Annotated in this window: 17 protein-coding genes; 8 read left to right on the forward strand and 9 right to left on the reverse strand. The window is 60.2% G+C overall.

Translation table 11 applies throughout. From position 1 onward, the window contains the following. Positions 1 to 153 precede the first annotated feature (153 nt). The gene (locus IB254_RS24265; RefSeq protein ID WP_192419860.1) at positions 154 to 702 is read left to right on the forward strand and encodes a DUF4174 domain-containing protein; all 549 of its coding nucleotides are present in this window, start codon (positions 154 to 156) and stop codon (positions 700 to 702) included. A gap of 182 nt (positions 703 to 884) precedes the next feature. On the opposite strand, the gene ampC is transcribed toward IB254_RS24265, so the two are convergent. Then, positions 885 to 2,051, reverse strand: coding sequence for a class C beta-lactamase (gene ampC, locus IB254_RS24270; protein ID WP_225602486.1), 1,167 nt, complete (start codon positions 2,049 to 2,051; stop codon positions 885 to 887). Between the two features lie 159 nt (positions 2,052 to 2,210). Between ampC and IB254_RS24275 the strand changes: the two genes are divergently transcribed. Then, positions 2,211 to 3,098 (forward strand): LysR family transcriptional regulator, encoded by an 888-nt coding sequence (locus IB254_RS24275; RefSeq protein WP_192419864.1) that lies wholly within the window; start codon positions 2,211 to 2,213, stop codon positions 3,096 to 3,098. Positions 3,099 to 3,203: 105 nt separating this feature from the next. Here IB254_RS24275 and gudD read toward each other — a convergent pair whose 3' ends face one another. Both gudD and IB254_RS24285 read right to left on the reverse strand, forming a co-directional pair. Further along, on the reverse strand, positions 3,204 to 4,547 hold the full coding sequence (gudD, locus tag IB254_RS24280) for a glucarate dehydratase (RefSeq protein WP_008044644.1): 1,344 nt from the start codon (positions 4,545 to 4,547) through the stop codon (positions 3,204 to 3,206). Between the two features lie 24 nt (positions 4,548 to 4,571). Continuing rightward, entirely contained in the window at positions 4,572 to 5,918 is a 1,347-nt protein-coding gene (locus IB254_RS24285; protein ID WP_008033661.1) for an MFS transporter, read from the reverse strand. A gap of 281 nt (positions 5,919 to 6,199) precedes the next feature. Here IB254_RS24285 and IB254_RS24290 point away from each other — a divergent pair, with 281 nt between their 5' ends. After that, positions 6,200 to 6,916 (forward strand): FadR/GntR family transcriptional regulator, encoded by a 717-nt coding sequence (locus IB254_RS24290; protein ID WP_192419866.1) that lies wholly within the window; start codon positions 6,200 to 6,202, stop codon positions 6,914 to 6,916. 100 nt (positions 6,917 to 7,016) lie between these two features. Here IB254_RS24290 and IB254_RS24295 read toward each other — a convergent pair whose 3' ends face one another. Then, entirely contained in the window at positions 7,017 to 7,925 is a 909-nt protein-coding gene (locus IB254_RS24295; protein WP_192419868.1) for a DMT family transporter, read from the reverse strand. A 96-nt stretch (positions 7,926 to 8,021) separates the two neighbouring features. Between IB254_RS24295 and IB254_RS24300 the strand changes: the two genes are divergently transcribed. Then, a complete protein-coding gene (locus IB254_RS24300; protein WP_008033671.1) occupies positions 8,022 to 8,885 on the forward strand; it encodes a LysR substrate-binding domain-containing protein in 864 nt (287 codons plus the stop codon). Positions 8,886 to 9,027: 142 nt separating this feature from the next. On the opposite strand, the gene yegQ is transcribed toward IB254_RS24300, so the two are convergent. Continuing rightward, entirely contained in the window at positions 9,028 to 10,353 is a 1,326-nt protein-coding gene (yegQ, locus tag IB254_RS24305; protein WP_192419871.1) for a tRNA 5-hydroxyuridine modification protein YegQ, read from the reverse strand. Between the two features lie 174 nt (positions 10,354 to 10,527). Here yegQ and IB254_RS24310 point away from each other — a divergent pair, with 174 nt between their 5' ends. Then, positions 10,528 to 11,589 (forward strand): AI-2E family transporter, encoded by a 1,062-nt coding sequence (locus IB254_RS24310; RefSeq protein ID WP_192419873.1) that lies wholly within the window; start codon positions 10,528 to 10,530, stop codon positions 11,587 to 11,589. Here IB254_RS24310 and IB254_RS24315 read toward each other — a convergent pair. The 3 genes from IB254_RS24315 to IB254_RS24325 form a co-directional block, all read right to left on the reverse strand. Continuing rightward, positions 11,586 to 11,768, reverse strand: coding sequence for a hypothetical protein (locus IB254_RS24315; protein WP_008033676.1), 183 nt, complete (start codon positions 11,766 to 11,768; stop codon positions 11,586 to 11,588). The two genes, IB254_RS24310 and IB254_RS24315, sit on opposite strands and share 4 nt — an antisense overlap. Before the next feature lie 112 nt (positions 11,769 to 11,880). Continuing rightward, positions 11,881 to 12,075, reverse strand: coding sequence for a hypothetical protein (locus IB254_RS24320; protein WP_008033677.1), 195 nt, complete (start codon positions 12,073 to 12,075; stop codon positions 11,881 to 11,883). 1,047 nt (positions 12,076 to 13,122) lie between these two features. Further along, positions 13,123 to 13,488 (reverse strand): hypothetical protein, encoded by a 366-nt coding sequence (locus tag IB254_RS24325; protein WP_192419875.1) that lies wholly within the window; start codon positions 13,486 to 13,488, stop codon positions 13,123 to 13,125. A gap of 245 nt (positions 13,489 to 13,733) precedes the next feature. On the opposite strand from IB254_RS24325, the gene IB254_RS24330 reads away from it, so the two are divergent. Both IB254_RS24330 and IB254_RS24335 read left to right on the forward strand, forming a co-directional pair. Continuing rightward, a complete protein-coding gene (locus tag IB254_RS24330; protein WP_192419877.1) occupies positions 13,734 to 14,552 on the forward strand; it encodes a shikimate 5-dehydrogenase in 819 nt (272 codons plus the stop codon). Positions 14,553 to 14,767: 215 nt separating this feature from the next. Then, on the forward strand, positions 14,768 to 15,286 hold the full coding sequence (locus IB254_RS24335) for a cupin domain-containing protein (RefSeq protein ID WP_192419879.1): 519 nt from the start codon (positions 14,768 to 14,770) through the stop codon (positions 15,284 to 15,286). A gap of 144 nt (positions 15,287 to 15,430) precedes the next feature. Here the strand turns inward: IB254_RS24335 and IB254_RS24340 are convergent, their stop codons facing one another. Then, positions 15,431 to 16,078: a YceH family protein gene (locus IB254_RS24340; RefSeq protein ID WP_192419881.1), complete on the reverse strand. Its 648-nt coding sequence runs from the start codon at positions 16,076 to 16,078 to the stop codon at positions 15,431 to 15,433. A gap of 309 nt (positions 16,079 to 16,387) precedes the next feature. Here IB254_RS24340 and IB254_RS24345 point away from each other — a divergent pair, with 309 nt between their 5' ends. Further along, complete coding sequence (locus IB254_RS24345; protein WP_192419883.1) at positions 16,388 to 17,365, forward strand: NAD-dependent epimerase; 978 nt, start codon at positions 16,388 to 16,390, stop codon at positions 17,363 to 17,365. Positions 17,366 to 17,393: the final 28 nt, after the last annotated feature.

Below are 17,393 nucleotides of genomic sequence, written 5' to 3' on the forward strand. Positions count from 1 at the left end.
GGTGTATATCGAGTCTTGAGATTAGCTCAGCCTGTTGCGCAATGACCGCCCTGACCTAAGCTTGGGTCAAGGCGAAACACAATTGCGGTGCGACCCCGGAACGAACGCCGCGATGCGCAATCATTAGAGCGTGGATATCAAAAGGAGATGCGCATGCTCATCAGGTCATTGACCCTGACAACCCTGCTGGCTTTCGCCGGCCCCTTGCTCGCCGCCGATGGCGACTCACCGCTGGACATGGACAAGGGCAGGTCCCGGCCGCTGATTGTCATCGCGCCGAGCACGGTCGACCCGGCGTGGGTCAGCCTGAAAAAGTCACTGGATGAGCCGGCCAATCGCAAGGAATTCACCGACCGGAACATGGTCCTGTACACCGTGCTCAACCTGATGGGCCAGCGCGAAGGCAAAGACCTCGGGCCACAAGACACGGCAGCCTTGATCCGTTCGCTCAAGTTGGGGGCGGGGGCCAAGACCAAGGTGATTCTGGTCGGCAAGGACGGCGAAAAGAAACTCGAGCAATCGGATGCGGTTGATCTGAAGACGATTTTCAGTACGGTCGACCAGTTGCCGTCGGCCGAGAAAGAAGTCACGGTGCCAACCCCGCCGCCCGTCACAGAAACCGCACCGCCTAACGGCACCAAGGGGGCGAAACCGGGTAAACCGGCGAAGCCTGCCAAGCCACCGGAAATGCCTGACGATTGAAGGCGTAGATGGCTATGCGCTAACAAAAATGGGCGACCTCAACAGGTCGCCCATTTTTTTGCCTGCGCCAATCCTTGTAGGAGTGAGCCTGCTCGCGATGAGGCCGTAACATTCGAAATCCCTTTCGCCTGACACGCCGCAATCGCGAGCAGGCTCGCTCCTACAGGGGGTTGGTTCGTAGGTTATTGAGTCAATGTGCTCAGCACTGCATGGGCGATTTTGACTCGCTCGGGGTTCGGGTAGTTTTTGTTGGCCAGGATCACGATGCCGATGTCTTTCGAGGGCACGTACGCCACATACGCACCGAAGCCACCGGTGGAGCCGGTCTTGTTGATCAGCACGTTGTCCGGTTGAGCTTGCGGTGGGTTCAGCCACTGGACTTTGTGCGCCTCCATCGCCATTTGCGACGAGTTGCCGGCGAGCAATTTATCGAGGGTGATGGGGTAGTGGTAAAACTCCCAACCCAGCCCTTGGGTCATGTCGCCGACCGTGTAGTAACCGGCATGCGTCGTGGCGATGGCTTGCTGCATCGGCGCTTCAAGGCCAGACGGTTTGATGTTCGCCTCGACGTAGCGAAGCAGGTCCGAGGCGCTGGTTTTTACGCCATACGCTTCTGAGTCCAGCGCGCCCGGCTCGACCCGCACCGGTTTGTCTTCCTTGTTGTAACCCTGAGCGTAAAGCGCCATCTGATCCTGCGGCACCTTGAGGTAGGTGTGCTGCAAGCCGAGTTTGGGCAGCACGGTCTTTTCCATCAACTCATCAAACGGCTGGCCCATGCTGTTGGCCGCCAGATATCCAAACAACCCCAGGCTCGGGTTCGAATACAGCCGATGGCTGCCGGCGGTGTAGGCCGGTTTCCACTGTTTGAAATAGCCGAGCATCTTGTCGGCTGCATCGGCATTGTCGGGGAATTGCAGCGGCAGGCCGCCGGCGGTGTAAGTGCCCAGTTGCAGCACGCTGACGTGATCGAACGCGCTGCCGCGCAATGCCGGCAGGACATGGCTGGCCTTGTCCGACAGGGACAGTTTGCCGCTGGCCTGGGCGTAGGCGGCGAGGGTAGCGGTGAAGGTTTTGCTCACCGAACCGATCTCGAACAGGGTGCTTTCGGTGACAGGCGTGCCGGTTTCCTTCGAGGCCACGCCGTAGTTAAAGTAATGCTGCTTGCCATTCACGGTGATCGCGACGGCCATGCCGGGAATGTTCTGTTGCTGCATGACCGGGGCAACCGCGGCATTCACCGCGGCTTCGATCTGCGCGTCAGTCTGATTCCCGGCAACGCAGTAACCTGCACTGAGGAGCAGTCCGAAAGCGCTGCAGGATAAGACCTTGCCGAATGTTGAGTTGTGCATGATTGAGCTGCTGTCCATGAGATTTGATGATTAAACCCGCTACACTCCGAGCGGTTTATGAATCGGGCCGTCGCTGGGCGTGCCAAATCTATTCAGTATGCCGTGCTTCGACAAACGACAATATCTCGGCTTAGCCATTAGAAAAATTTGGGAGTTGGCATGATCCGCCCGCAATTACCGCTCAACGCACTGCGCGCCTTCGAGGCCTCTGCGCGTCATCTGAGTTTTACACGGGCGGCGGTGGAGTTGTGCGTCACGCAAGCCGCGGTGAGCCATCAGGTCAAAAGCCTGGAGGCCCAACTCAACGTCACCCTGTTCAAACGCCTGTCACGCGGGCTGATGCTGACCAGTGAGGGGGAGACCTTGTTGCCGGTGCTGCGCGAGTCCTTCGATCGAATCGCCGAAACCCTGGAGCGTTTCGAGGGCGGGCATTTTCGTGAGGTGTTGACGGTGGGCGCAGTGGGGACGTTTGCGGTCGGTTGGCTGTTGCCGCGACTGGCGGACTTTCAGGCGAAACATCCGTTCATAGATTTGCGCCTGTCGACCCACAACAATAGAGTGGACGTGGCGGCTGAAGGGCTGGATTACGCGATTCGCTTTGGCGCGGGAGCGTGGCACGGGATTGAAGCGGTCAGGTTGATCGAGGCGCCGTTGTCGGTGTTGTGCGTGCCCGAGATTGCCCGGCAACTGCACACGCCGGACGATCTGTTGCAGCAAACGCTGTTGCGTTCCTATCGCACGGATGAGTGGCCCGAATGGTTTCAGGCCACCGGCCTGCCTGCCCATGTCGCGCCGCCTCGCAGCATCGTCTTTGATTCCTCGCTGGCGATGATGGAGGCGGCGTTGCAAGGTGCGGGTGTGGCCTTGGCGCCGCCGTTGATGTTCGCCCGGCAACTGGCGGCGGGAGTCATCGAGCAACCGTTCGCCATCGGCATCACCACCGGCAGCTACTGGCTGACCCGCTTGCAGTCACGGCCCGAAACGTCGGCGATGGCGGCGTTCAAGGGGTGGCTTTTGCAAGCCGCACAAACACCGCTCACCCTGTAGGAGCCGGCTTGCTGGCGATGGCGTCCTATCAGACGATAAATGTGTCGACTGAACCACCGCTATCGCCAGCAAGCCGGCTCCTACAGGTGTGCGGTGTACCGACGACTAGCGCACCAGGCTCGGCCGCTTGTTATCGAATTTCCACCCCGGAATCAGAAACTGCATCGCCACGCTGTCATCCCGCGCGCCCAGCCCCATGCCTTTGTACAGCTCATGGGCCTTGGCCAGTTGGTCCATGTCCAGTTCAACCCCGAGCCCCGGTTTCTTCGGCACTTGCACGCAACCGTCGACGATTTGCAGCGGCGCTTTGGTCAGGCGCTGGCCGTCCTGCCAGATCCAGTGGGTGTCGATGGCGGTGATTTCACCCGGTGCCGCGGCTGCGACGTGGGTGAACATCGCCAGGGAAATATCGAAGTGGTTGTTGGAGTGCGAGCCCCAGGTCAGGCCCCATTCGTGGCACATCTGCGCCACGCGAACCGAACCCTGCATCGTCCAGAAATGCGGGTCGGCCAGCGGGATGTCCACCGATTGCAACTGGATCGCGTGGCCCATTTCCCGCCAGTCGGTGGCGATCATGTTGGTCGCGGTTTTCAGGCCCGTAGCACGGCGGAATTCGGCCATGACTTCCCGGCCTGAATAACCGTTTTCCGCGCCGCACGGGTCTTCGGCGTAAGCGAGGACGTGATGCTGATCGCGGCACAGGCGGATCGCTTCTTTCAGCGACCAGGCGCCATTCGGATCAAGGGTGATGCGCGCGTCGGGAAAGCGTTCGGCCAGCGCGGTGACCGCTTCGATTTCTTCGTCGCCACTGAGCACGCCGCCCTTGAGCTTGAAGTCCTTGAACCCGTAACGGGCGTGGGCGGCTTCTGCCAGGCGCACCACGGCGTCGGCGGTCATGGCTTTCTCGTGGCGTACGCGGAACCAGTCGTTGTCGGCGTCCGGTTCGCTGCGGTAAGCCAGATCGGTGGCGTTGCGATCACCGACATAAAACAGATAACCGAGCATCTTCACTTCGTCGCGTTGCTGGCCTTCGCCGAGCAGCGCCGCGACGGGCACGTCCAGATGCTGGCCGAGCAAATCGAGCAGCGCCGCTTCCAGGCCAGTCACCGCGTGAATGGTGATGCGCAGGTCGAACGTCTGCAAGCCGCGACCCCCGGCATCGCGGTCGGCGAAGGTCTGGCGCACCTGGTTGAGAATCCTCTGATAGGTGCCGATCGGGCTGCCGACCACCAGGCTGCGCGCATCTTCCAGAGTCTGGCGAATGCGCTCGCCCCCCGGCACTTCACCGACGCCGGTGTGCCCGGCGTTGTCCTTGAGGATCACGATGTTGCGGGTGAAAAACGGGCCATGGGCGCCGCTCAGGTTGAGCAGCATGCCATCGTGACCGGCCACCGGAACCACTTGCATGCTGGTGATGATCGGGGCTTTTGCAGTGTCTTGTTGGTTCATGTTCTTGTCCTTAAATAGCAGCGATCAGGCGTGGTTGGGCGTTGGTTTGCCCAGCGCAACGGCCGGTGCGGTTTTCGGTGTGTTGCGTGCAGCGAAGACGATGATCGCGGCGATGATCGAGGTCGCGGCCAACCCGTAAAGGCCGCCTTGAATCGAGCCGGTGTGTTGTTCCAGCAGGCCGAAAGTGGTCGGCGCGACGAAGCCGCCGAGGTTGCCCACCGAGTTGATCAGCGCGATCACGCCAGCGGCGATCCGTGCATCCAGGTACGCCTGAGGGATCGGCCAGAACAGCGAAGAAGCCGATTTGAACCCCAGCGCCGCGAAGCAGATCGCCACGAAAGCGAAGACCGGCCCGCCGGTGGTGGACATGAACATCCCCGCCGCAGCGATCAGCAGGGCAGCGGCGACCCAGGCTTGCTGGTGTTTCCATTTCGTCGAGAGCGACGCGAAGGCGTACATGCCGACAATCGACAGCAACCACGGGATCGAGTTGAACAGTCCGACCTGAATGTCGCTGAGGTCGCCCATCTTCTTGATGATGCTCGGCAGCCAGAAGGTCGCGGCATAAATGGTCAGCTGGATGAAGAAGTAGATCAGGCAGAACAGGATGATCTGGCGATCCTTGAGCAGCGTGCCCAGCGACGGTTTGATCGGTGTCGCGGCTTCGCGGGCCAGTTGTTCGTCATCGATGGCTTTGACCAGCGCGTCTTGCTCATCGCGGCTCAGCCATTTGGCGTCGTGGGGTTTGGAGTCGAGCCAGAACCAGACGAATACGCACAGCCCGACCGAGAACATGCCTTCAATGAAATACATCCATTGCCAGCCGTGCATGCCGAACCCGCTGATTTGCAGGAGCAACCCGGACAACGGGCCGGAGATCAGAGAGGCAATGGCTGAGCCGCTGAGGAAGATCGCGATGGCCTTGCCGCGTTCTACCCCGGGCAACCAGCGCGTGAAGTAATAAATCACCCCGGGGAAGAACCCGGCTTCAGCCACGCCCAGCAGGAATCGCAGGATGTAGAAGTGGGTTTCGTTCTGGATGAACGCCATGCAGGCGGCCACCAGGCCCCAGGTCAGCATGATGCGGGTCAGCCAGATTCGTGCGCCGACTTTTTGCAGAAGGATGTTGGAGGGGACTTCGAACAGCGCGTAGCCGATGAAGAACAGGCCGGCACCGAGGCCGTAGGCGGCAGCGCCAATGCCCAGGTCATGTTCCATGTGGGCGCGGACGAAGCCGATGTTCACGCGGTCGATGTAGTTGACGATGAACATGATGACGAACAGCGGCAGAACGTGGCGTTTCACTTTCGAGATGGCGGACTTCAGGACCGAATCGGCACCGTCGTGCATCCCGGATACGGATGTATTCACTTGGTTTTCTCCCACTGATTATTTTTATGCGGGGTGTTGTAGGTGTGGCGTTGTTGCTAGACATCATACAACTACATTTTTTTATCCTGCAAGTGGCAATGATCAACAAAATAGTATGGTTAAGGTCATTTTTTATTCGGTTAAGGGGCGTTTGTACGCTTTGTTTTTGTCTTGGATATCTGTTTTGTTGAGTGTTGTCATACAAGTTGGAGGCGGTTTTCTTGAGAAACCGTTCGACCGCAGTGCTACGATCCGCTTAGCCCTGCTTTCGGATGATTGCCATGCAAGATGACCTCGACGCGCCTGCCCGCAAGCGCACTCACAACCTGGCCCATGACCTGGTCGCGAAACTGACCCAGAGCATCCTGCTCGGCCAGATGCTGCCGGGGGACAAGCTGCCGTCGGAGAACAGCATCGTTCAGGATCACGGGGTCAGTCGCACCGTGGTGCGTGAGGCGATCTCGAAGTTGCAGGCGTCGGGGCTGGTGGAAACCCGGCACGGCATCGGCACGTTCGTCATCGAGCGCGCACCGGAGCAGGGGCTACGACTGAATGTCGATACCGCGCTGGGCGTGCGCAGCATTCTGGAGTTGCGCCTGGGCCTCGAAACCCAGGCCGCTGCGTTGGCGGCGATTCGGCGGACGGACCCGCAATTGGCACAGATGCGCGAAGCGCTGGACGATTACCAAAGCCTGCTCGCCAACAACGACAGCTGCGTCGAAGCCGACAGGCGTTTCCATCTGCTGATCGCCGAGGCCACCGGCAATGTCTGCTTCACGGAAATCATGCAGCACCTGGGCAGCGCGATGATTCCCCGCACCCGCGTCAACGCGGCTGAACGTGGCGCGGCGGATTTGAGCAAGCTGGGGCAGTTGGCCAATCTGGAACACGAGGCGATTCTCAACGCGATCAAGCGTCAGGATGCGGACGCTGCGCGGGCGGCAATGTGGCTGCACCTGACCAACAGCCGGGACCGGTTTCTGGCGGATCGCGATTAACCGCCTTCGCGGAATCTGGCTGGCACCGATCCGAACCGCGATCCCCTGTAGGAGCCGGCTTGCCGGCGAAGGCGCCAGCCCCATCACCACAAAACTCCAATCAAACACCCGCCACCCGAATCGCCACCAACCGCCGCTCCAGATTCAACGCCAACACACTGACCAACACCACCGTCCCCCCGACAACGATCATCACCGTCGGCCGTTCCCCCAAGCCAAACGAGGCAATCGCCATGGCCGTCGGCGGCACCAGATACAGCGTCATCGTCGCCCGGCTCAAATCAACGTGAGTCAACACAAATGCCCAGGCCAGGTAGGCGAGCGCGCTCGGAAAAATGCCCAGCGCCAGCACCGCCAGTTGCACATGCATCGGCGCGTTGACCACTTGCGCCGCCAATCCCGGCAGATAAACCAGTAACAACGCGGTCCCCGACCACACCGTGTAGCAGACCAGTGTCAGCCCGTCGTAACGCCCGGAGTGATGTTTCTGTAACGCGAAGTAGAAACTCCAGGACACCGCCGCCAGCAGAATCAACAGGCCATGGGCGTCGATGCTGCCCAGTCCGCGATCGCCCGCCACCACAATCACCACACCGATCAATCCCAGAAAAACACAGCCCCAACGCCACGCGCTCACCTGGTCTTTGAACACGAAGCGCGCCAGCAGCGTGCTGAACAAGGGCGTCGATTGCGCCAACACGCTGGACGCACCGGCGCTGACCCCTTGCTGACCAAAATTGATCGCCACGTGGTGCAGGCTCACCGCAAAAAAGCCGAGGCCGAACAGCATTGGCAAATCGCGAAGGGTCGGCAGGCTGATGCCTTTGAACACCGCGACCAGCGCCATGAACACCGACGCCAGCAGAAACCGCAGCAATGCCAGATGCCCGGGATCATAGGCTTGCAAGCCGATGTGAATACCGGTCGGGGAATAGCCCCAGCACGCGACGACGAAGGCCATGGCCAGGATGATTTTGAGGGGAGGGGTGGTGGTTGAGAGCGCTTGCATGGTCGGACACCTGTGGGCAGATGCTTCGAGTATCAGAACGCGGACCGTTCGCCACAACTGACTTATACTGCGCTGACCGTTCACTTTGGGTGATGTATGGAGCTGGCACAGATTCGCATGTTCAAGACCGTGGCCGACGTCGGCAGCATCGCCCGGGCGGCCGAGCTGTTGCATTGCGTGCCGTCGAACATCACGGCACGGATCAAGTCGCTGGAAGCGGAGTTGGGCGTCGCGTTGTTTATCCGCGAAGGCAGAGGGTTGCGCATCAGTCCGTCGGGGCAGACTTTTCTGGCCTACGCCTCGAAGATTCTCGCCATGACGGCTGAGGCCAAACGGGCGGTCGACCCCGCCGCCGAGCCGTCCGGCCCGTTGCGCATCGGCGCCATCGAATCGTCGGCCACCGGTCGCTTGCCGCGTTTGCTCGCCAAGTTCCACAAGCGCTATCCGGCGGTGGCGCTGGAGCTGACCACCGGCACCTGGGGCCAATTGCTCGATGACACCGCCAACCACCGGCTCGACGGCGCAATCGTCGCGGTGGATGTCGAGCGCTCTCAACTCAAGCGCACGCCGATGTACCGCGAGGAGCTGCTGTTGATCGCTTCGACGTCGCTGGGGCCGGTGCGCGAGATCGCCGATTTGCAGGACAAGACCGTGTTCATGTGGCCCCAGGGGTGCCCTTACCGTGCGGCGCTGGAACATTGGTTGTTACGCCAGGGGCAGGCGCTGCCGATTGTCAGCCTGGCGAGTTACGGCGCGATTGTCGGGTGCGTCAGTGCGGGGGCGGGGGTCGCGCTGGTGCCTAAAGGGGTGTTCGATCAGTACGCCAAAGGCGCGGGGTGCGCGGGGTATGAGTTCCCTGAACTGACCGCCATCGACAACCTGTTTTACTGGCATGAAAACGCCGGGGTTCACCCGGCGCGAGAAGCGTTTGTGGCGATGTTGCGCGAGGAGTTCACGTAAGAACACAGCAACCTCTGTAGGAGCCGGCTTGCTGGCGATGCGTGCGACGCGGTTCATTTGATAGACCGCGTCGCCTGGATCGCCAGCAAGCCGGCTCCTACAGAGGTTGCGGTGTTTTGGGGATAGCGATGTTGATCGAAGATCACATCTCGCGCACATCCCGCATCAACAACCCGAAGCGCAAATCCACCGCATCCGGAATCGGCAGGTACACGGTGTGCCCATCCCCCGGCGCCACATCGATGGGCTGGCCTTTGATGTTCTGCAACTGATGTAAATCGAAGTGGAAGTTGCCCTTGGGCGTCATCAGTTCCATGTGATCGCCCAGGCCAAAGCGGTTCTTCACTTTGACTTCCGCCAGCCGGTCACGCCGCTCGCCGGTCAATTCACCGACAAATTGCTGCCGCTCCGACACCGAGCTGCCGTTCTGATAATTCTGATATTCGTCATGCACATGACGACGCAGAAAACCTTCGGTGTAACCGCGCTGGGCGAGGGATTCCAGATCGGTCATCAGGCCCCGGTCGAAGTCGCGACCGGCCACCGCATCGTCGATCGCCCGGCGGTAAACCTGAGTGGTGCGCGCACAGTAAAAGTGCGATTTGGTTCGGCCTTCGATTTTCAGCGAATGCACGCCCATCTGCGTCAGGCGCTCGACGTGCTGCACGGCGCGCAGGTCCTTGGCGTTCATGATATAGGTGCCGTGTTCGTCTTCGAAGGCCGGCATCAGTTCGTCGGGGTGGTTGGCTTCCTGCAACAGGAACACTTGATCGGTGGGCGCGCCAATTCCCAGCGTCGGTTCGGGCTGGAAGGTCTGTACGATGTCGCCGAGCAGATTTTCCGTGGCTTCTTGCGCCGAGTACTTCCAGCGACAGGCATTGGTGCAACTGCCCTGATTGGCATCGCGTTTGTTCATGTAGCCCGACAGCAGGCAGCGGCCGGAATAGGCCATGCACAACGCGCCGTGGACGAACACTTCCAGTTCCATGGCGGGCACTTGCTGGCGGATTTCGGCGATTTCTTCCAGGGACAGTTCCCGTGACAGGATGATCCGGCTCAAGCCTTGTTGTTGCCAGAACTCGACACTCGCCCAGTTGACCGTGTTGGCTTGCACCGACAGGTGGATCGGCATCTGCGGAAAGTGCCGGCGCACCAGCATGATCAGGCCCGGGTCGGACATGATCAGCGCGTCCGGCGCCATGGCAATCACCGGCTCCAGATCCTTGAGGAAGGTTTTGAGTTTGGCGTTGTGCGGGGCGATGTTCACCACCACGTAGAAGCGCTTGCCCTGTGCCTGGGCCTCGCGAATGCCGAGCGCCAGGTTGGCGTGATCGAACTCGTTGTTGCGCACCCGCAGGCTGTAGCGAGGCTGACCGGCGTACACCGCGTCGGCGCCATAGGCGAAGGCATAACGCATGTTTTTCAGGGTGCCGGCGGGGGCGAGCAGCTCAGGTGTGAAAAGGGTCATGGGCGGGTCGATCGCAAAAGCCGGCGAGGATAGTCGGCATACCCGCGGCATTCATTGATCTGGATCTATGCTTGATGAACAAACGGATGGCACTCGCGCGAACCGTGGCGGACTAAGCATCAGGACGGCTCTTGCTACAAGGGCCTATGCCCTGCGGACTGACATGGATCGGACATGAACGAAGAGAAGGTACAAGACAAATCACTGGTGATTTTGCTGGGGGTGGTGACCGCCGCGTTTATCTGGATTTTGCTGCCATTCTACGGCGCGGTGTTCTGGGCGGTGATCCTCGGCATTCTCTTCGCGCCATTGCAGCGGCGACTGCAACTGAGGTTCGGCTGGGAGCGCAACCTGACGTCAATGCTGACGTTGAGCATTTGCATGGTCATTGCGATCCTGCCGGTGATCATCCTCAGTATTCTGCTGGTCCAGGAAGGGGCGGCGCTTTACAAGAGCATCGAAAGTGGCGAGCTGGACATCGCGGGGTACATCACGCATTTCAAACACAGCCTGCCTCCGTACTTCCAGCACTTGCTCGATCGCGCCGGGATCGGTGAGCTGGAGGGGCTGCGGGAGAAAATCATCAAGAGCGCGGTGACGGGCAATGAGTTCATTGCCAACAAAGCCTTCAGTTTCGGTCAGGGTACGTTTGATTTCGTGGTGGGTTTTTTCATCATGCTGTACCTGTTGTTCTTCTTTTTGCGCGACGGTGCAGAACTGGCGCGCAAAGTGCGCGCCGCGGTGCCGCTGGAAGAACACCAGAAACGCCGTTTGCAGCTCAAATTCAACCGCGTGGTGCGCGCCACGGTGAAGGGCAACCTTTTTGTGGCGATCACTCAAGGCGCATTGGGCGGTTTTATTTTCTGGTTTCTGGACATCCCGAGCTCGTTGCTCTGGGCGGTGTTGATGGCGTTTCTGTCGCTGTTGCCGGCGGTCGGCGCAGGGATTGTCTGGGCGCCGGTGGCCGCGTTTTTCCTGTTCAGCGGTGCGATCTGGCAGGGCGTGGTGCTGGGGCTGTTCGGGGTGTTCGTGATTGGCCTGGTGGACAACGTGCTGCGCCCGATCCTGGTGGGCAAGGACACGAAGATGCCGGACTATCTGATCCTCATCTCGACCCTCGGCGGCCTGGCGATTTTCGGGCTCAATGGCTTTGTCATCGGACCGTTGATCGCCGCGCTGTTTATGTCGAGCTGGGCGATTTTCATCGAAACCAAACCGCGAGTGCAGTTGCCTTAAGCGCTGAGTCGGCCGGCGTCGAAGCTCTGTGACAGTGCCTTGGCGGCGGTCAGCGATGGCAGCGGACCGCTGATTTGTTCACCGTCCTGGACCAGATACCAACAGGCGAGCAATCCTAGCTCTCTGAGCGAGGCGGGAACGGCGCTGCCAATAACGGACATGATTTGAACCTGGGACATAAGTACCTCCATCAATCTATGGAGCTACCTTACGGGTCTGCCGTGCGAACGAACAATCATCGCTTTCGATAGTCGACATTGACGGCAGCGGGTGCAAACGACCGTCTGTCGGTCAGTCGACCACAAGGTCCAGCATGTGGACCACTTCCTGTTCGTTTAGCAGGCCTTTTCGCACAAGGTTTTCGGCCAGCAGCGAAAGAAATTTGGCGCTGCGATGACCTTCCAGGTGCTTGAGTTCGGTCAGGGCGTTGTAGACCTTGCTGGAGGTGCACAAACCGAGGTTGCGGTGCGGGTTTTGTGTGGGCATGTGGTCGTCCTTGTTGTTATCAACCTGTTGTTGGCGGACAGGTCCGAGCTTGCGGACCTGACATGACATAAATATGACCGTGTTCCCCCAAGGCGAGGGTGAGGGTGGGTGAGTCAATCTTGCCAACTTAAATCGTCAGCACTGTCCCGATAGCGACCTTGATGCGATTTATCCAGACTTTTGCCGACGGGTGGGGCCATAAAGCTGCTGTTCGAGTGTGATGTTGAGGAGGTTTTTGGGATTGGGATTGGTTGGGGGGCATATCCGTTTCTGCGGTAACGGCGGCTATTGGTTTCGCCCTTACGGCGAGTCACTTTCGAAAAGCGCGAAAGTAACCAAAGCGCTTTTGCCCCTTTCGTTCGGTGCCTCGCTAAGGCTCGGCATGCCCTCGCTCCGGTCCTGCTCCGTGGGCCCGCCGCCATCGGCCATCCATGGCCGGGGGCGGCTAACCCGGCATCCATGCCGGGTTGCCCACTGCGCAGAACCTGCGCTCGGCCTCTCGAGGGGGCGACTACCGCCACAGCCGCCGAGGCGGCCTGAAAGCCGACCTGGCTCTTTGGTGCACGGGTCCCCTCATTCCGGATATGTACACCTATCCCCTGTAGGAGCCGGCTTGCTGGCGATGGCGTCCGTCCAGCCAATACAAACGTCGACTGACCCACCGCTATCGCCAGCAAGCCGGCTCCTACAGGGAATCCCATACGCTTTTGCTTCCCACCACTCATCAGGCCGAGCGTTAGCTCGCCTTCAGCTTTTGATCTGAGCGCCCCCTCGAGAGGCCGAGTGGAGGTTCTGCGTAGTGGGCAACCCGGCATGGATGCCGGGTTAGCCGCCCCCGGCCATGGATGGCCGATGGCGGCGGGCCCACGGAGCAGGACCGGAGCGAGGGCATGCCGAGCCTAGGCGAGGCACCGAACGAAAGGGGCAAAAGCGCTTGGTTACTTGGCGCTTCTCCAAGTGACTCGCCGTAAGGGCGAAACCGCCAGCCGCCATCACCAAATAATGGATATACACGCAGTCAAAACCTGCGGTTAGCGCCCGAGCCTGTTACCAGCGGCCATAACCATGCGGAGGCCCGTAATAGCCACGCGGCGGGCCGTAATAACCACGGGGAGGACCGTAGTAGACCGGCGGCGGGCCGTAATAACCCGGTTGTTGCACATAAACCGATGCCGGCTGGTAATAAACCGGTGGCGGCTGCTGCACATAAACCGGCTGTGGCTGCACGTAAACCGGTTGCTGCACATAGACCGGCCGGCCGCTATTGATGATGGCCGAACCGACGATGGCCGAGCCAACGATCGCACCAAATACCGCTGGACCTTGCCACCCGCCACCGCCATGCGCTTCTGCCTGCCCTGCGATAGCAAGAGCACCGATCAGCAAGGCAACTGTGGGGATTTTACGGATCATGATAGTTCCTCGGTTCATCGACCCGGCGCTTGCGTCTGCAATAGACCCAAGGATTGTCGCGGGGATACTTCTAAGACAGCGTATTTCTGAAAATCAGCACAGCCGTTGGGTAAATTTTGTGTAAGGTCTGTACCGGCTTCCTTACCAACTTCGCTGCCACGAGCAGGTACGCGGATATGATCGATCAGAACGCGATGGCATGGCTAATCCCGTCCATCTGAAAGTGCAATTGAAGGAGATTTTTCATGCAGATGAACCCCAACAAAGACACCCAGCTGTGCATGTCCCTGTCGGGCCGCCCCGGGAACTTTGGCCTGCGATTTCACAATCATCTGTACGAACAACTTGGCCTGAATTTCTACTACAAGGCGTTCCGCAGCCAGGACCTGACCGGTGCCGTCGCAGGCATCCGCGCCCTGGGGATTCGCGGCTGCGGCGTGTCGATGCCATTCAAGGAAGCCAGCATTGCGCTGGTCGATGAACTGGACGCATCGGCTGCCGCGATTCAATCGATCAACACCATCGTCAATACGGACGGCCACCTCAAGGCTTACAACACCGATTACATCGCCATCGCCCAGTTGCTGGAAACCCACCAGGTGCCCAAGGCGTCGACTTTTGCCCTGCGCGGCAGCGGCGGCATGGCCAAGGCTGTGGCCAGCGCATTGCGCGATGGTGGCTACCAGAACGGCCTGATTGTGGCCCGCAACGAGCACGCCGGACGTGCCCTGGCTGAATCGCTGGGCTATGAATGGCAAGCCGAACTGGGCAGCCGGCGTCCGCAAATGTTGATCAACGTGACACCGATCGGCATGACCGGCGGGCCTGAGGCCGATCACCTGGCGTTCGATGCGCAAACCATCGCAGCAGCGGAGACCATCTTTGATGTGGTGGCGATCCCCTCAGAAACACCGCTGATCGTGCGGGGACGTGCCGAAGGCAAGCGGGTGATCACCGGACTGGAAGTGATCGCGATCCAGGCGCTGGAGCAGTTCGTGTTGTACACCGGCGTGCGTCCGACGCAGGAGCAGTTTCAGAAGGCGGTGGAGTTCGCCCGCAGTTGAGGCCTTCCGCTATTTGTTGGCAATACTGGCCTCATCGCGAGCGGGCTCGCTCCCACATTCGACCGAGTTCTTCCAGTAGAAATGCGATCAAATGTGGGAGCGAGCCCGCTCGCGATGGCTGCGACTCGGTATCCAGTCAGTCGCAGCAAATTTCCTATACTGCTCCCCAGCAAGCAAAGACTTGCCACCCCATCAAACCGTGCCCGAGGTTTCCCATGCATCCCCCCATCCTCAACCTGCATCAGGTCGAACTCGAACCGCTGCCCGAAGCCCTCGCGCCCACCGGTGAGACCGCCGGCCGTTATCAACAGCGGATGGCTCGCGTCGGTCAGCAACTGGGTGCGCAAAAGCTCGGTTATCGTTTGTACGTGCTGGAACCGGGCATGCGCGGCAGCCCGTTTCACAGTCATCGGGTCAACGAGGAGATGTTCTACGTCGTCGCGGGGGAAGGGGAGGTTCGGCTCGGTGCCGAGCGTTTTCCGATCCGCGCCGGTGACGTGATCGCGTGCCCGCCGGGCGGTCCGGAAGCGGCGCACCAGATCATCAACACCAGCAAGGCTGAATTGCGCTATTTGGCGGTCAGCACCCAGCAATCGCCGGAAATCTGCGAATACCCGGACTCCGGCAAATACGCGGTGATGGACGACTTCAAGGTCGATGCCGAAGGCAATGCCTCGGGCTTCGTTGCCATCGCCAGACAGGCTGACGGCGTGGATTACTGGGACGGCGAGTAACCACTAACACCACCTATCCAAACTGTGGGAGCGAGACCGGCTTGCCGGCGATAGTGGAGTGTCAGTCAACAGTGATGTAGCTGATAAACCGCTATCGCCGGCAAGCCGGTCTCGCTCCTACAGGTGGATCTGGGGCGCCTGTGGTTACTCGAGGCGTGCCAGGCGCTCTTCCAGCGCTGCAATCCGCGCTTCGAGCTCTTCGATGCGTTCTACCGACACGCCGCTGCTGCCACCACGCTCCACCGGATTGTGCCGTGCCGCGAGGATCGCTTCGATGTCTGCCGGATCACCCAGCGCATGCATGTAGCGGTCTTCACGCTGCCCCGCCTGGCGCGGAATCAGCAGCGCCAGACCGCGCGCAATCAGCCGTTCAAGCTGATGCACAACCTGCTCGGCATCTTCGAATTCATGCATGCGGCCGCTGCGGGTCAGCAGTTCGTTGACTGTCTGCGGACCCCGCAGAAACAGCAGTCCCGTCAAGATCACCTGCGCCGGCACCAATTCCAGTGCCTTGTCGACCTTGTGCTCCCAGCGGTCGGCACGACTGCCCATCACCAGTTTGGCGAAGCCGCGACCTTCGAGGGCGCGCAGGCTCTGGCCGACCTGGCCCTGGGTGAGGTTCATCACCGGTTCGCGGCTGGTTTTCTGGTTGCAGGCAATCACCAGGGCATTGAGGGTCAGCGGATAGGTTTCCGGGCTGGTGGCCTGTTTCTCGATCAGCGAACCCAGAATGCGGATTTCCGTGCTGTTGAGCCGTGGCTCGTCGAAGGTTGTTTCTTGCTCAATGCTCATGATGCTGCGTCCTTACCCGGTTCATATTCTTCTTCAGCTGGCATGCACTTTAGATCGGCGGGCGCCAATGGCAACTGAATTCGTCGCGTCCTCCGGCAATGGTCATAAAAGCTACATCAATCCATAACGCGATTTTTACAATTCGACGGGCACCGTATGCATGGCCGCGCGATGACGGTCGCGCCTGAGGGGCGCGGCGTCAGAGCGTATCGACGACGTCACTGGCCTTACTGACTGCAACCGGGAGCAAGGCATGACGCTGACGTTGGAATCGACTGGCAATAATGCGCTGATCGGCGCGCACCTGCCATGACCGTACTGGTCACCGGCGCCGCTGGTTTCATCGGTTTTCACACGGTCAAGCGCCTGTGTGAGCAAGGCCTTGAAGTGGTCGGCATTGATAACCTCAACGACTACTACAGCGTGGCGCTCAAACACGCTCGGCTCAAGGAGCTGCGAGCCTTGTCGGGCTTTCGTTTCCAGACGCTGGATATCGTCGACAAACCTGCCTTGATGGCGTTGTTCAAGGATCACCGCTTCACAGATGTCATCCATCTGGCGGCCCAGGCGGGTGTTCGCTACTCGCTGGACAACCCGGACGTGTACGCGCAATCGAACCTGACAGGGTTTTTGAATGTGCTGGAGGCCTGCCGACACCATCGCCCGGACCATCTGATTTATGCCTCGAGCAGTTCGGTGTACGGCACCAACAGCAAGTTGCCATTCAGCGTCGAAGACGCCGTCGATCACCCGGTTTCGCTGTATGCGGCAAGCAAGCGCGCCAATGAGCTGATGGCTCACAGCTACTGCCATCTCTACGGGCTCCAGGCCAGCGGCCTGCGGTTTTTTACCGTGTACGGACCTTGGGGCCGCCCTGACATGGCGCTGTTCAAGTTCACCGACGCGATCCTCAACGATCGCCCCATCGACCTCTACAACCAGGGCTTGATGTCGCGGGATTTCACCTACATCGACGACATCGTCGAAAGCATCGTGCGCCTGCGTCCACGCCCGCCGTTGCCGGAGAACGCCGGGGAGGGCGTCAACCGGATTTTCAACATCGGGCGCGGCACGCCGGTGGCGCTGCTGGATTTCGTCGAATGCCTGGAGGCGGCGCTGGGCCGGCCTGCCCGGCGCAACTTGATGCCGATGCAGGCGGGCGATGTGCACAGGACCTGGGCGGATGTGTCGGCATTGGCGCAGTGGGTCGACTTTCGTCCGCACGTGACGGTCGAGGCCGGCGTCGGGCAATTCGTGAAGTGGTATCGCCACTTTTATCAGCGCTGAAGCGTTGATCTTCGAACATAAAAAATTC

This window comes from Pseudomonas sp. PDM03 (assembly GCF_014852385.1).
GTDB lineage: Bacteria > Pseudomonadota > Gammaproteobacteria > Pseudomonadales > Pseudomonadaceae > Aquipseudomonas > Aquipseudomonas migulae.

Coding starts and splice junctions, on each gene's coding strand:
- IB254_RS24265 (WP_192419860.1), top strand. CDS start 154: ATGCTCATCAGGTCATTGACCCTGACAACCCTGCTGGCTTTCGCCGGC.
- ampC (WP_225602486.1), bottom strand. CDS start 2,051: ATGCACAACTCAACATTCGGCAAGGTCTTATCCTGCAGCGCTTTCGGA.
- IB254_RS24275 (WP_192419864.1), top strand. CDS start 2,211: ATGATCCGCCCGCAATTACCGCTCAACGCACTGCGCGCCTTCGAGGCC.
- gudD (WP_008044644.1), bottom strand. CDS start 4,547: ATGAACCAACAAGACACTGCAAAAGCCCCGATCATCACCAGCATGCAA.
- IB254_RS24290 (WP_192419866.1), top strand. CDS start 6,200: ATGCAAGATGACCTCGACGCGCCTGCCCGCAAGCGCACTCACAACCTG.
- IB254_RS24295 (WP_192419868.1), bottom strand. CDS start 7,925: ATGCAAGCGCTCTCAACCACCACCCCTCCCCTCAAAATCATCCTGGCC.
- IB254_RS24300 (WP_008033671.1), top strand. CDS start 8,022: ATGGAGCTGGCACAGATTCGCATGTTCAAGACCGTGGCCGACGTCGGC.
- yegQ (WP_192419871.1), bottom strand. CDS start 10,353: ATGACCCTTTTCACACCTGAGCTGCTCGCCCCCGCCGGCACCCTGAAA.
- IB254_RS24310 (WP_192419873.1), top strand. CDS start 10,528: ATGAACGAAGAGAAGGTACAAGACAAATCACTGGTGATTTTGCTGGGG.
- IB254_RS24315 (WP_008033676.1), bottom strand. CDS start 11,768: ATGTCCCAGGTTCAAATCATGTCCGTTATTGGCAGCGCCGTTCCCGCC.
- IB254_RS24320 (WP_008033677.1), bottom strand. CDS start 12,075: ATGCCCACACAAAACCCGCACCGCAACCTCGGTTTGTGCACCTCCAGC.
- IB254_RS24325 (WP_192419875.1), bottom strand. CDS start 13,488: ATGATCCGTAAAATCCCCACAGTTGCCTTGCTGATCGGTGCTCTTGCT.
- IB254_RS24330 (WP_192419877.1), top strand. CDS start 13,734: ATGCAGATGAACCCCAACAAAGACACCCAGCTGTGCATGTCCCTGTCG.
- IB254_RS24335 (WP_192419879.1), top strand. CDS start 14,768: ATGCATCCCCCCATCCTCAACCTGCATCAGGTCGAACTCGAACCGCTG.
- IB254_RS24340 (WP_192419881.1), bottom strand. CDS start 16,078: ATGAGCATTGAGCAAGAAACAACCTTCGACGAGCCACGGCTCAACAGC.
- IB254_RS24345 (WP_192419883.1), top strand. CDS start 16,388: ATGACCGTACTGGTCACCGGCGCCGCTGGTTTCATCGGTTTTCACACG.